Genomic DNA, 14,132 nt, shown 5'->3' on the forward strand with positions numbered 1-14,132 from the left:
GCATGTGTCGCAAGACCGGAATGTCGTTGTTTTAATTGACGTTCTAAGCCGATGACAGCGCCAAGCAAAAGCGCGACACTTAAATTGATCATAATGGATTGAAGGGCAACACCTTCCGACATGTACATCCTTTCCGCCCGTAAGACATTCAAACTCTAAAAAATTCGGAGCACCTCCTATAAGCTGAAAATTCGAGTTGCTCTATCCATTTGATTTTACGCGCTTCTTTTTGCAAAAGCCGCTTAACATTCTGTGGGAAGCGCAGTAGCGCTCTGCCTTAACGTTCTGAGATACGATTGATAACACGCGCCGGCAGATGCAAAGCCAGTGAAGCCTGTTCTAAAGTACCCTGTCCAACGGCAATAAACGCTGTATCCATACCGGCATATTCGTCCGTAATGAGACGGCGCAACAAATGCCCCGAACCAAGCAGTTTTATCAGCGTGCTAGAACTCGCAAACACACTGTGACCACCACTGTCGACCTGAGAAATATCAAGAACCTGCACATTCTTTTTTTGCAGAAAGGCGATATCATGGCCACTACCAATACGCGGTTCACCTCCAGCAAGGCGACGCGAAATATCAAGCGCGCGATCCCGGCGGGAAACAACAATCGTGAAAGGTTGTGGCAGAGGGTTAATGTCTTCAATCTGGCTTCGGAAAAGATCAGGGTCGAGGTCAGGAGCAGCAAGCATAACCCCTTTTATACTTTTTAGCACATCCTCACGTTTTTCCAGTGACAGGGTTCTCAGTGCTTCCATGATAACGACAGCGCCCATTGAATGCCCTACCAGAACAATACCGTTCGCTTTGGTTTTCGTCACCAATTCGAGGGTTTGAGCCAAACCTTTGCGAGCAATAAGTGCGCTGTCTCTGTCATAGAGATAACGGGTAAACGACGCAGCGGAAGCCCAGGAAAAATGGATGGGTACACTACCAATCTCGTAGTCATGGACAATTTGCGCGTTACGGAAAAGGCCTTCGGCAAAGTTGTTGTTATAACCATGCACAAAGATAAAGGCTTCGCGCTGTGCAACAGGGCGGTTTGCCATGCGCCGGTTTAATTCCGCAATAAATGCCGAGCTGTCTTGCAACGGCTTATAGTTAAAAGCTGTAAAATGTCTATTCGCATCGGGTCTGCTCGACGATGTGTCCACCCTGCCTGGGCGATGCGTTGCTGGGATGCGAACATCAACCTCTGAAAAATTTAAGTCAGCCGATCTTGTGCGTGAATAAGCAATATTTGCTTCATCTGTCGCCTCCCTGACTGTGGCGATCAGAAAGGGAACAACAGATTGGGCATTCGCATGCCCGGTGTCAGTCAGTTCAAGGCCGGTGACAGCCCTGTTGGCGCAGCCAGCGGCTAACTGAAGGATGATTACGAAAACAAAAAGATGCTTCAAGTTACGCCCTCACTCGAAGAACGAGATGGATTACCGAAGGCTTAGGGCCAACTGGAAATATCAGATGCTAAACATGAGATGACTAATTTACAATTGAATAGCTGCCATCCTCTCTTTTCACAACAATTTCAGCCTTGATGAATGTTAGTGCTAGCTTAAAAATGCTACTCTGATCCTCGAAGGCAGCGAAAGATGCAAGCCTTTAATGTTCTGCGCATTTAAGATGTGATGAGCAGAATTGAAAAAACATGAGCTGGAAAGTTATGATTATGTCAGCAATAAGGTAATGTGATGCGGTCGGACTTGTCTGATTACATCTTGGTAAATGTTTTAAACGACTCACAAAGGGAAAAAAATGGAATTACTCTCCCCTCTCGTCGACCCCGATAAAACATTCATCTCAACAGGAAATCTGCCCCCGTCTGATCGTGTTTCGCAGCTCGTAGCGGAAGCGCATGAACGCTTTGGCAGTGTTAACCTGGGACAGAACTCGCAAGTCTATCCTGCTCTGGCAAATGTTCCCGCCAACCTTTTTGGGATCTGTGTCGCTGGCGTCGATGGTAATATTTTTTCGGTCGGTGACGCCGATCACGAATTCACGATCATGAGCGTTTCCAAGCCGTTCATCTTCGCACTTATCTGCGATCTTATCGGCGCTACAGGGGCACGAGAACGGCTCGGAGTGAATGCGACAGGCTATGCCTTCAATTCATTGGCTGGCATCGAACGTGACCGCGAAGGGCGCACAAATCCAATGGTCAATGCCGGTGCTATCGCTACAACCAGCCTGGTTCCGGGAAAAAATGAAGACGAAAAGTGGCGTTTTATTCACGAAGGCCTTTCCCGTTTCGCAGGGCGCGACCTTTCCCTCAACGAAGAAGTTTATGATTCTGCTTCAAAAACCAATTTTCGCAACCGCAGCATAGCGTGGATGCTGGAAAGCACTGGAAGCATATACTCTGACCCGGTTGAAGCGGTTGAGCTTTACACACGTCAATGTTCGCTGAACGTCAGCGCAAGAGACCTTGCTGTCATGGGAGCGACTTTGGCCCATGGGGGCGTCAACCCATTAACACGTGAAAAGGTCGTTAAGCCGGATGTTTGTCATTACGCACTTGCCGTGATGCTGACAGCAGGTCTTTACGAAACATCCGGCGACTGGCTTTACGAGATTGGACTGCCGGGTAAAAGCGGCATCGGTGGTGGCATAGTAACCGTGTCACCGGGTAAAGGCGGGCTTGGTACATTCTCTGCGCCACTTGATGAAGCAGGCAACAGCGTGAGGGGACAATTAACCGCGCAATTCCTGTCACAGCGTCTTGGGCTTGATCTGCTTATGTCCTCGCCTGCGAGGTAGTTACCAATATATTCCAGAGCTTTTCATAAAGCTCTGCCGATCTGTCACATTGCGAGAGGGAATTATAGCGATGGCAGCTTCTACAAACGGATCATATTCCGAAGAACGTAATTCGTGGCTTCCCATGGTCGCGATCGCTTTCGGTCAGGCGATCATGTCTTTTAACGTCGCCTCACTACCAGTAGCGCTCGGCGGTATGGTTGAAAGCTTCGGCGTGGCGCCTACAGTCATTGCCACAGGCATCGTCGCTTATTCGATGATCGTCGCAGGTTTCGTCATGCTTGGTGCCAAGCTCGTACAACGCTTTGGTGCCTTGCAGGTGTTTCGGCTTGCTGTCATCGTCTTCGGTGTAGCACAAATTCTGATGACGTTTAGTCCCAATGCGACTGCGATGATCTCCGCACAGGCGCTTTGCGGTGCAGCGGGCGCGGTGATCGTGCCTGCGCTTGTTGCTCTGATTGCTGAAAACTACCAAGGCAATCAGCAGGCGACGGCGCTCGGTGCATTGGGCTCAGCCCGTGCAGGTGCCGGTGTTCTGGCGTTTTTAATTGGTGGCGTGCTCGGAACCTATATCGGCTGGCGTCCGGTTTTCGGCATTCTGATTGCAGTATCTGCACTCGTTCTTGTCTTAAGCTTTCGTCTAAAGCCTGATCAGGGTCGTCCTGAAGTCAAAATTGATGGCATCGGCGTCGTGCTTGCAGCAGCAGCAATCATCTCGATCAGTTTCGGATTTAACAATCTGAACGGATGGGGGCTGTTGCTTGCAAATCCCTCCGCGCCATTCAATATTCTGGGTCTTTCCCCCGCACCGGTTCTGATCATTTTCGGCATCATACTGGGACAAGGCTTCTTTCTTTGGACACGACGTCGCGAAGCCAATAATAAAACGCCTCTGCTGCCGCTTCAGGTTCTGGATTCACCACAGGAACGTGCAGCTGTTTTCGCAATGTTTGCGGTCGTCGCTCTGGAAGCTGCGCTTAATTTTTCGGTCCCTCTCTATATCCAAATTGTTCAGGGCCGCTCCCCGCTTGCAACAGCCGTTGCAATGCTTCCATTCAACCTGACAGTCTTTTTCGCAGCCATGTTGATTGTGCGTGTTTATGGAAAACTGTCCCCACGACAGATTGGCAGATACGGGTTCGGGCTATGTGCAGTAGCGCTTATTTGGCTAGCCTTTGTCGTACGCAATGACTGGAGTTCAATACCAGTACTGTTTGGACTTATTCTTTTTGGCATCGGACAGGGTTCGCTCGTGACACTCCTGTTCAACGTTCTGGTTACTTCGTCACCGAAGGAACTGGCTGGAGATGTCGGCTCCTTGCGCGGAACGACGAATAATCTTGCGGCAGCGGTGGGTACTGCGGTTGCCGGTGCGTTGCTCGTAGGACTGCTCAGCAGCGCCGTTATGCGACAACTGGCCCAGAACCCGACTTTGCCGATTGAAATCCAATCAGAAGTTAATCTGGACAGCATCACCTTCGTTAGCAACGATCATTTGGCAAGTGTAATTGCAGCCACATCCGCAACACCGGAACAAAAAGCCGAAGCACTGAAGATTAATACAGAGTCACGGCTTTTGGCTCTTAAGATAGGCTTTTTAATTATGGCGGGACTTGCACTCATCGCAATTCTCCCGGCAGGCCGCTTGCCGAATTATAGACCCGGTGAAATTCCCGAGCCGTGAATATCAGACAACCCAAAAGGGCAGCTTCAGCTGCCCTCAGACTGCAAATAAACCCCTGGCCACAGCCAGGGGTTTATCATTCACTGGGGCATATTGAAGAAACCTGTGCCCGAACGGACGGTTCTCGAGATGGTAACGCTCGACAGTCTGATGCCGTAGGATCACCTGCTTCGCAAGGTCGATGCAGTGATCGGCTTCTCCTTCGTCCATGATCGCGTTGCCGACCTAAATATCGCGACTTGATCCTGCCAATGACCGTCATTCATCGTCTTGACGCTGCACTTGAACCCGACACAGATGCGGGGCTGACCATAAGGACACAGCTGGGCAAGGCTGTTATCGTCAACCAAAACGTTGCTCATTGCCGCGTTGGTGCATCGATGCACCAGTGTTCCGGTGCCCCATGAACCAACGCGCCATAATGGCTACTATTGCACTTGCCTGATACGGTTGTCTTGACTATTCCAAGCACGGATGTAGCCTCATAGGGAAGATGAGATAGAATGGAAGATGCAGTTATTCGTGTCACCGATCTGTCCGTCCTTTTTGACAATGCATCGGCATTAGCTGCTGTCAGCGTCTCCATTGCGCCAGGAAAAATAACCGTTATCTGCGGTGCGAACGGTTCGGGGAAGAGCACTTTGTTGCGGAGCATGGCGCGACTACAAGCGCCTTCGCAAGGATCGGTGTTCTTTGAAGGAGCCGACATTCGTCATCTGCGGCGCATTGATCTGGCCCGCAAGATTGCGGTGCTTGGCCAGATGCCCGAAGTGCCAGCTGGACTGACCGTCGAGGAACTGGTTGAAAATGGTCGACATCCGCACCGGCGTTTGTTTTCAAGGCTGGGACCGGAGGATCAACGATTTATTGACGGTGCAATTGCCCAGGTTGGTCTACAAGACTTGCGTCACAGGCATGTGGCATCGCTCTCAGGTGGTGAGCGGCAACGGGCCTGGGTTGCGCTCGCACTTGCGCAAAATCCCTCTGTTCTCTTCCTCGATGAACCGACAAATTTTCTCGACATTCGTCACCAGTCTGAACTGTTGACGCTGTTGAAAAAGCTGAACCGAGATCGCGCGCTGACGATCGTTGCCGTACTCCACGATCTCAACCAGGTGATTGAACTCGCAGATCATGTGATCCTGATGCGTAAAGGGCGTGTGATGGCAACAGGGGAGCCTGCAACGGTATTCACCGAGCCGCACCTCAAACAGGCGTTTGATTTCGACATCGATATTACCCAGCATCCGGCTTTACCGATCCCATTCTGCCTCCCCCGCTGGGTCCAGCATCGCGATCGGCCGTAAGAGAATGAGAATGAATGCTGCAACAACGATGGGATCGCGCGCTTTCGGGCGTGCTGGAAACCTGATCATCCTTGGAATTGTGTTGCTGGTCCTTCTGTCCTTTGCAGACCTGATTGCTGGCAGCGGCAAGGTCACGATGCAGGATCTGCTGCTGGCCCCCTCAAGACCGCAATCGGTCGCTCAGATTATCATCGAAACGATCCGGCTCCCGCGGGTTTTGGCAGCCATCCTTGTCGGAGCGGCGCTCGCCGCCGCCGGTACCATCATGCAGACGATCCTGCGCAATCCTCTCGCCGCGCCTGATATTCTGGCTGTGACAAGCGGCGCACAACTTGCTCTCGTCATATCGAGCCTGTTGTTGCCATTTGCCTTCCCCGGTTTCGCAGCGACCATTCTCGGCGGCACGATCGGTGGCTTGGTTTGTTTGTCGGTGGGCGGTGGATTGCGCGCGCAACCGGTCAGGCTGGCACTGGCGGGGGTCGCTGTCAGTCTGGCGTTTTCAGCACTCACCTCTGCAATCATTCTGACCGCAGACGACCGTGCATCCGGAATTATTCTCTGGTCTTCCGGCATTCTGGATCAGACCGGTTGGAGCAAGATTGTATCGCTCGCTCCACTGGTTTTCGCCTGCATTGTGCTGCTGATTATGCTTGGCAGACAGTTTGATATCATGAATTTGGGCAACGATATTGCATCGAGCCTCGGTCTGGGAAAGGCCACAGCCATCATTGGGCTTTTGGTCTGCGTCGTGCTGGCTGGAGCGGCTGTCTCCATCGCTGGACCGATTGGCTTTATCGGCCTTGCCGTTCCTAATTTCTTGCGGGCAACTGGTTTAATCAAACATCGTGTTTTGTTGCCAGCGGCTTGCATTTGGGGTGCGGTCGCCTTGTTGGGCGCCGACGTTATCGCGCAAGCGTTGAGCAAGGAAGGCCGGGTTGTTCCGACCGGAATTCTCGCGGCTTGTCTTGCAGCGCCGGTTTTGATCGTGATCCTTCGCAAGGTAAAGACTGAGGCAGGCGCCCGCGCCAATGTCTTGTTGGGGAGCGTGCTGTTTGCGCGAAAGCCCACGCTTTATTGGACCCTCTTGCTGGTGTTATCTGCAGCAGTCTTGGCAGGGCTCACGTTTGGCGATGGCACAGCCGGCAGGCAAATCGATTGGAACATTGTGTATGCGCTGCGCATGCCTCGGGTTTTCATCGCGGGTGGCGCAGGCGCATTATTGGCCATCGCAGGTTTGTTGCTTCAGGCCGTTACCCGAAACCCGTTATCGGGGCCCGAAACTCTTGGGCTTGCGCAAGGGGCCGCGCTCGCCAGTTTGCTTGCACTCCTGACAGGCTTTGTTCCAGGGGGCCCGCTCTTTGCTTTGTTCGCAGCCCTGGGCACCAGTAGCGTCGTTATCTTGATATCGGTACTCGGGCGCCGTTTGTCACCAGCAAGCATTGCCTTGACCGGGCTGGCGATTGCAGCAAGTCTGTCAGCGCTGAGCACGATTGTGGTCATTGAAGCCAAACTGCAAGTTGCTGAAGCGCTTTCCTGGCTTGCAGGATCAACCCATGCGCGCAGTTGGCAGGATGTTGAAGCACTCGCACCCTGGCTCATCCTTCTACTGGTGGCAATGGTGCTTGCAAAGCGGCTCGACATCCTGGCGCTGGGGCAAGACGGCGCCCAATCGCTGGGAGTTAATCCCGTCTCGACGAGAATTTTGGCAATGGCACTTGCCGCCTTTTCAGTTGCGGGTGCCGTGGCTGCGGTCGGTGCCGTCGGATTTGTAGGGTTGATTGCACCACATGCTGCGCGTTTATTTTGCGGTGCGCGCTACCGGCATCTCTTGCCAGTCACAGCACTGATAGGCGCGATTCTGACTGTTTTGGCAGATACGATAGGACGCTCCATAATTGCGCCACACGAAATCCCGGCAGGCATAGTCACGGCCTTCATTGGGACCCCGTTGTTTATTATCTTGATGCGAAAACAATCGCGTTAATACGCCGATATCATCAGATGATGTCTGTCAGACTGCGAGGGCGCTGGTCGCTTTTTCAACGAGGCGCAACATTGATCTTGTGGATCCGAATGGCCAAATATCGCCACCGATCGCATAGACCTGTTTGGCAGCCACCATCGGCAGAACAGGCCAGATGGCGCTTTGACTGAGCTCCATCGGCACTGCTTCACCGAGCACCAGCAGTTTTGTATCGACGCTCAGCGAGGCCAACTCTTCAAGCCCAATTGTCGTAAAGCCATAAGGTTGATTGCCGAGGTCGGCGCCGGCGGAGAACCCGGCTTTCGCAAGTGTCCTCATGATTAGAGAATTGGACGTGAAAATACGCAACCTGGCGACCCCAGGTAACGGCTGCGCAACAACCAGCTTGGCGGCATTGCGGTTTCTTTTTTGAACGGCAACCAGTCTCCGTTCAAATGACTGCCATTCGGCCTCCCCGATTGCCGCGCGATCGGTGGCTGTTGCAACAGTTGAAAAATCGCGTTTTGCAGCTTCGTAGAAATCTGGAGCATTGGAGCCTGCATCCAGGAGAAGGGTCGGTGCGATTGCTTCCAATCGGGCCGCAATCGTTGCATGACGCAATGCAGAGGTCACAATCAGATCCGGCTTGAGGCGCATCAGGGCTTCAAGGCTGGGTTGCTGGCGTCCACCCACGTCAACGGAGCCAACAAGCGCTTCGTTGTCGATACGCACCCATTGCCTATAGCCAGCGAGATCAGCAACTCCTGACGGAACAAGCCCCAGTGAAAGAACCATTTCTGTCTCTGCCCACTCGAGGCAAACTATTTTGCGGGGCGTTTGTGCAGCGACAGCGCGCGTGAGGGCGGCCAAAGCCGCCCCCACTAAAAGCCCGCGACGGGATAACGCTGCTACCATCGAACACTCGTCGTTGCCATAACGGAACGGCCTTGGCCAAAATAGCACTGGCTTGTTGAATTACACCCTGCCACATATTTCTTATCGCCAAGATTATAGGCATTGACCTGCAAGCGATAGTTACCGAGATCGTAACGCAGGAACGCGTCAACAAGTGTGTAGGATGGCACGTAAAACGTGTTGAGCGTGTCGCCCGCCGTCTTACCGATACGCCGCACGCCACCACCAACAACCAGATTACCGTTGATGCTGTTTGGCAAGGGCATGTCGTAACTGACAAAAAGTGACTGCTGGTTCTTTGGAACAGTATAAGGCAGTTTGCCGATCTGAGCCGGATTCTGGCTTTCACTCACTTCCGGATCCTGGAAGCTCAGTGCGCCAGTCAGGTTCAACCGGTTCCACAAGCGTGCTGTTCCTTCAAGTTCAACACCACGAACACGCACTTCATCGGTTTGATAATAAATGCCGGAGATACGATTGACGACATTTTGCTGTTCGGCTTCAAATGCCGAGAGCGTTACCGAATAGTCCTCGCCTTCCGGTGCGTATTTCAGACCGACTTCCTTCAACGTACCTGTTGTTGGCTTCAAAGGCGTGTCGGAAAGTGTAAGCACTGGCAAGAACGATGTCGAATATAATGCATAAGGCACAAAACCTGAATCGAACAGATATGCGACACCGACGCGCCCCGTAAATTTATTGGGATTTTGCTCGTAATCCAAAATGCGCCCGGTTGAAAGTGCCGTCTGCTCTGAATCAATACGCACAAAGTCCTTACGACCACCAAACGTTAAACGGAAATTACCCGCTTCAATCTGGTCCTGTACATATATGCCCGTCTGGTACTGCTTTTGAAGCAGGCGGTTCGTAGGCGAAAGGCTTGCAACATCCTGATCATAAGTTGGGTTGAACAAGTCTTGAGAGGGACCACGCGCAGACGCTGTATAGTTGTCCAATCTTTGCCACTGTTGATCTACACCAATAAGCAATGTGTGAGACATTGGGCCGGTATCGAAACGCGATTCCAATTGCGTATCAAACGCGAGTGCGTCTAGTTTTGGCTGCGCGAGATAATTGGTGCGCGGAATAGTGTAACCATTCCAACCGCTCGTCGGCAAAACACCTGTAAATAAATTGCGATAATCGGTTTTCATGTGCGAATATCGGAAGTTCTGGCGGACCGTGAAAGTATCGTTGAAGCGATGCTCGAACGCATATCCTACGTAGCCAGTCTCCTTCTTATACACGGCATTGCGTGGATCGCCATCTGAAAAATGACGTGAAATAGTCTTCCCCGTTGGACTTGGCAGAACACTCCCGTAAGCAGGAATGATGACACCTGCCTGCCCCATATCGTCCTTGAGATAACCGCCCGATACAATCAGACTCGTATCCGTATCGGGGCGCCACGCGAAGCTTGGATTAATAGCAAAACGATTATTTTTGCCGAACTTGTAATAAGTGTTACTGTCACGGAACATGCCATTGAGACGATATGTAAATCGTGGATCATTATTAATCGCGCCGGTCGTATCGAAACCTAGTTCCTTGCGCTCAAAGCTTCCGCCACGTAAATAAATCTCGTGAGCCGCTTCAACTTGCGGCGCTTTACTAACCATATTCACGATGCCACCTACATTGCTCTGCCCAAAAAGTGCAGAGCTTGGGCCGCGAAGAATTTCTACGCTTTCAAGCGAATAAGGCTCAACAACGAAACCGGAATAACCACCCGGCTGGCTCGCAATCTGGGGAATGCGCAAACCATCAAGATAAAGATCTGCAGGGAAACCGCGGACGGTGAAATAATCAGATCGAACATCGGCGCCGTAACGCTGCGCGTTCACATTGGCGCTGTAAAGCATCGCCTCGCTCACCGACTGAACGGCTCTGTCATCCATATTATCGCGGGTTACAACAGAGATTGATTGCGGGACTTCACGAAGAGCAACGTCACTCTTGGTGGCGGCGCGGCTATAGTTAGAAATGTATCCCTTCACAGGCGTGCGCGGGCCAGTGCCATCGCCAGTCTGGACCTCAATGGTTTTGAGTTGGATAGTCCCAGCTTCCTGAGCCATCGTCGGCTTGGCCACTCCAAGTGCAGCCACGCCCGAAAGCAGTATCGCCTTGAATAACGCCTGTCCTGAGAAACAATCTGTGTTGTGATTTGGATTTCGTTCGCGGGCAGCGACGCCACTGGTATTCAATTCAATTCTCCTGGTCGTTCATCAAACGAACGACATATGTCCCGCTGACGATAACGACTGCAGGCTTTGGCTATCAATTTTGTTGTTGCGCAATCGTAGAATTCAGAATAATTCTAAATTACGCATGCATATCAATGCGTTGCGGGTGAGAATATATTCATCGTGACCTGTTGAGTCAGGCCAAACTCGGTTGCAATCGGGTCAAAATTCTGCAATTTCCATCAAATATGACTTTTTAAGTCAAATTGGGCCAAATGGAAGATAGAATGCAACCGAAGTATGCCATTGATTACCAGGACATCGACCGACCTCTGGCTGTGATGCGGCGTGAATATACGACGAGTACAAACTTCGGATGGCACAGCCATCGACGCGGGCAGCTTCTGTTAGGAAACAGCGGCTATATGACGGCAATGACGGAAGAAGGGGCGTTCATGCTGCCCAGCGGCTACGCAATTCTCATTGCCCCTGACCTCCCGCATGCGGTTCATACGTTCGGAGAAACCAGAATGCACTCTGTCTATCTGGAGGAACGCGTTTTACGGGGCTTCTGGGGTCCAACAAGAATTCTGAAAGTTTCAGCGCTGCTTGATGCGAGCATCCAGGCGCTTGCAAATGAACCGGTTCTCTACGATGAAAGCGGCAGAGGACACCATCTTTCAGCGCTTATTCTCGATGAAATTCGCAATGCCGGTCCACAGCCATATACGGTTCCGCTGCCTTCTGAAAAACCGCTGCGCAAACTCTGCCGGGATTTGCTTGATGATCCGGGCAATAATCTCACCATCGATGATTGGGCTGATAAAGTCGGTATGAGCCGCCGGACGATGACGCGCAAGTTTCGATCTGAAACAGGCATGAGCTTCATCGAATGGCGGCAGCGATTGCGGGTCTCGCATGTCATGCGTCGCTGCGCAGAGGGCGCACCACTCGCTGTTGCAGGATTGGAAGCGGGCTATCAGAGCCTCTCGACATTGCGCAAAATACTAAAAGCCTGGTCAATTTAAACTTAAGTGCTGACAAAATAGTGTGTCGATTGGTAAACGCGCCAGATTTGGTGCCGGCGTCCGATTTAGTGTTCACGTCAAACACCTAAGGATCAGCAGTCGCATGTCTTCCAACGCCTTGAGGAATTAGGAACCCAAATCCACCGGCTACCCGGTTCGTTCAATGCCGCCGTCGATTATCAATTTAAAAGCTCTCGCCCTGACGACGTGCAGACCACCTTCGACCTTGACGCCTATCACGTCGTCAATACGAGGGTTGGCTGGAAAAACACTGGCGGAGATTTCGAAATTTACGACTTCGGGCGCAACCTGTTTGGCGAGCGTTATGAAATGTTCAGCGCTGCGGGTTACGTCGGAAGCGAGGTTGTTTCTGTAAGCCAAGGCCGTGTCCTGGGCGCAGGAGTTTCAAAATCTGTCTAAGGCACTATAGCAGCGCTTGGCTGGCGTAAGCATCTGTGCCAAGACTTGTGGAAGATGACGAAGAGGTTTCAATGCCCATTCTGGAAGAATTCGAGAACGACATTGATCCTGACACGGTGGAGAAACCTCTCGTTGCCGTAGGCGCCCAAAAAGCCATTTCCTACTGGGAGAAGGGGCAACACGCTCACAGAAAGGCATCGCTTCTGATTAACCTCAAAGGAATGGTGACTTGCGAAGCAGACGATGGTGTGTGGATTGTCCCTCCCCATTCTGCGCTCTGGATGCCCGCAGGGAAAGTGCATTCGGGACGCATGTCAGGCAATATTGAATGTTATGCTGTCTTTTTAGAACCCGAATTGATCACCAAGCAGCCAAGGTCGTGCGCAACACTTTCCGTCTCGCCCCTTTTGCGGGAATTGATTATTAGGTGCGCGCAGTTGCCTGTTGATGCGCCATTCTTCGACGCCGATTTTCGCATCCTGGCTGTCCTGTTGGATGAGTTTGAGGCGGCGCAAGAAATGAAGCTCTCGTTTCCTATGCCCAAATCTGCTCCCCTTCGGCAGCTTGCAGACTTGCTTCTCAAACACCCGATGGACAAAGCGACGCTCGCCCAATGGGCAGCCAGAATTGGATTAAGTGAACGCACCTTGAGCCGGTCACTGCTTGCAGAAACGGGAATGAGCTTTGGTCGGTGGCGACGCCAGCTGCATGTTGTCCTGGCCCTTCAACGACTTGGTGACGGCGAAACCGTTCAAAATGTCGCGATAGATCTCGGATATGAAAGTGCGAGCAGTTTTGTGACGATGTTCCGAAAGGCGCTAGGGAAACCCCCGGCGCGATATCTCATGGATCAAGCCTACAGTCTGGGAGAAGAACCCGTCTCTTAAGATCTGCGTCGCGCGTTTTCATCTTGGCGGGATCGAAAAATATTATGTCACGATTGCGCAATGACACCTCTGGCAGACCGACCTATTGCTTTTCATAGTCAAGGGAAATACGGCGATCAGCTGTCTCTTTGCCTTGGAGCTGCTGGCAGTCACGCTTCCGGGCGCGGTCGCGCTGGCCATCTCAGGGGCGGCGCATCCGTCCGAGTTAATGCATCCATCCCGGCAAGGAGACAATACATGCCTTTGGACAGTGCAAACTTTCCCATCGTCTGGATGAGTTACGATCAGGACCCAGACCACGATCACGACGAGGACTTCGAGGCGTTGGAAGCAAATCTGAAGCGTGGCACACCTTTTGTTCTCATGACGGATTCAACACCGGTCGAAGACCACGAGCACAGTCATGAAGAAAAAAAGCGCACGTCGCTTTGGATGAAGAAGCATAAGGCCGAACTTAGAGCGCTGGTTCTGGCGATGATCGTGATCGAGCCGAGCGCCGCCAAGCGTCTCGCATTCAAGCCCTTCGGTGCCGCCTTCGCCAAGTTCTGGGGCTATCCGCTGCAGCTCGCCTCATCGCGCGAAGAGGCTATGGAGATCGCCGGGAAACTGCTTTCGGAGCACACCTAGTCTACAACAGCCTGAAAAACGACAGCGAACGATGCGACAAGGCTATTTCATCTTTCGGTAGGCGTACCCACCGATGCGAGCGCATTGCTGTGCTTCACCACCAACGCCTGACCTTCGCCTGCGGCAGGAAGCCCCTCCGCTTCTTGAAGGAGAAGGCACTTCTGGCCGTTCTTATGGTTAGGATGCGCGAAGGCCTAAACGCAAAAAAGCCCTTGCATGGCAAAGGCTTGTTTCAATCGCAGTTATCGTTGGTTGCGGGGGCAGGATTTGAACCTGCGGCCTTCAGGTTATGAGCCTGACGAGCTACCGGGCTGCTCCACCCCGCGCTATTTTTTGAACTATTCGGGTCATGATAT

Annotated in this window: 12 protein-coding genes, 1 tRNA gene and 1 pseudogene; 9 read left to right on the forward strand and 5 right to left on the reverse strand. The window is 52.2% G+C overall.

What is annotated here, in order from left to right; genetic code table 11:
• Nucleotides 1-277: 277 nt before the first annotated feature.
• Nucleotides 278-1,159 (reverse strand): alpha/beta hydrolase, encoded by an 882-nt coding sequence (locus ABE527_RS20920; RefSeq protein ID WP_499698212.1) that lies wholly within the window; start codon nt 1,157-1,159, stop codon nt 278-280.
• A gap of 601 nt (nt 1,160-1,760) precedes the next feature.
• Between ABE527_RS20920 and glsA the strand changes: the two genes are divergently transcribed.
• From glsA to ABE527_RS20950, 6 genes and pseudogenes are all read left to right on the forward strand, one after another.
• Nucleotides 1,761-2,762, forward strand: a complete 1,002-nt coding sequence (glsA, locus tag ABE527_RS20925; RefSeq protein WP_499698202.1) for a glutaminase A — start codon at nt 1,761-1,763, stop codon at nt 2,760-2,762.
• 70 nt (nt 2,763-2,832) lie between these two features.
• A complete protein-coding gene (locus tag ABE527_RS20930) occupies nt 2,833-4,446 on the forward strand; it encodes an MFS transporter (RefSeq protein ID WP_499695684.1) in 1,614 nt (537 codons plus the stop codon).
• A 90-nt stretch (nt 4,447-4,536) separates the two neighbouring features.
• Nucleotides 4,537-4,674: pseudogene (locus tag ABE527_RS20935) on the forward strand (IS5/IS1182 family transposase); the annotation flags it as partial.
• A 23-nt stretch (nt 4,675-4,697) separates the two neighbouring features.
• Entirely contained in the window at nt 4,698-4,853 is a 156-nt protein-coding gene (locus tag ABE527_RS20940; RefSeq protein ID WP_499698203.1) for a hypothetical protein, read from the forward strand.
• 96 nt (nt 4,854-4,949) lie between these two features.
• A complete protein-coding gene (locus tag ABE527_RS20945; RefSeq protein ID WP_499698204.1) occupies nt 4,950-5,753 on the forward strand; it encodes an ABC transporter ATP-binding protein in 804 nt (267 codons plus the stop codon).
• Between the two features lie 10 nt (nt 5,754-5,763).
• On the forward strand, nt 5,764-7,737 hold the full coding sequence (locus ABE527_RS20950; protein WP_499698205.1) for an iron ABC transporter permease: 1,974 nt from the start codon (nt 5,764-5,766) through the stop codon (nt 7,735-7,737).
• A gap of 27 nt (nt 7,738-7,764) precedes the next feature.
• Here the strand turns inward: ABE527_RS20950 and ABE527_RS20955 are convergent, their stop codons facing one another.
• Nucleotides 7,765-8,631 (reverse strand): iron-siderophore ABC transporter substrate-binding protein, encoded by an 867-nt coding sequence (locus ABE527_RS20955; RefSeq protein WP_499698206.1) that lies wholly within the window; start codon nt 8,629-8,631, stop codon nt 7,765-7,767.
• On the reverse strand, nt 8,625-10,835 hold the full coding sequence (locus ABE527_RS20960) for a TonB-dependent siderophore receptor (RefSeq protein ID WP_499698207.1): 2,211 nt from the start codon (nt 10,833-10,835) through the stop codon (nt 8,625-8,627). The genes ABE527_RS20955 and ABE527_RS20960 overlap by 7 nt, the downstream gene beginning before the upstream one ends.
• A gap of 266 nt (nt 10,836-11,101) precedes the next feature.
• Here ABE527_RS20960 and ABE527_RS20965 point away from each other — a divergent pair, with 266 nt between their 5' ends.
• Nucleotides 11,102-11,842 carry an AraC family ligand binding domain-containing protein gene (locus ABE527_RS20965; RefSeq protein ID WP_499698208.1) on the forward strand — a complete coding sequence of 247 codons (741 nt, stop codon included), beginning with the start codon at nt 11,102-11,104 and terminating at the stop codon, nt 11,840-11,842.
• A 147-nt stretch (nt 11,843-11,989) separates the two neighbouring features.
• Here the strand turns inward: ABE527_RS20965 and ABE527_RS20970 are convergent, their stop codons facing one another.
• A complete protein-coding gene (locus tag ABE527_RS20970; RefSeq protein WP_499698209.1) occupies nt 11,990-12,223 on the reverse strand; it encodes a hypothetical protein in 234 nt (77 codons plus the stop codon).
• Between the two features lie 110 nt (nt 12,224-12,333).
• Here ABE527_RS20970 and ABE527_RS20975 point away from each other — a divergent pair, with 110 nt between their 5' ends.
• Together ABE527_RS20975 and ABE527_RS20980 are read left to right on the forward strand one after the other, a co-directional pair.
• Nucleotides 12,334-13,149, forward strand: a complete 816-nt coding sequence (locus ABE527_RS20975; protein WP_499698210.1) for an AraC family transcriptional regulator — start codon at nt 12,334-12,336, stop codon at nt 13,147-13,149.
• A 237-nt stretch (nt 13,150-13,386) separates the two neighbouring features.
• Nucleotides 13,387-13,776: a hypothetical protein gene (locus ABE527_RS20980; protein WP_499698211.1), complete on the forward strand. Its 390-nt coding sequence runs from the start codon at nt 13,387-13,389 to the stop codon at nt 13,774-13,776.
• Nucleotides 13,777-14,025: 249 nt separating this feature from the next.
• Here ABE527_RS20980 and ABE527_RS20985 read toward each other — a convergent pair.
• Nucleotides 14,026-14,102: transfer RNA gene (locus tag ABE527_RS20985), tRNA-Met, on the reverse strand.
• Nucleotides 14,103-14,132: the final 30 nt, after the last annotated feature.

Source organism: Brucella sp. TWI432, from assembly GCF_039674445.1.
Taxonomy (GTDB): Bacteria; Pseudomonadota; Alphaproteobacteria; order Rhizobiales; family Rhizobiaceae; genus Brucella; species Brucella chromiisoli.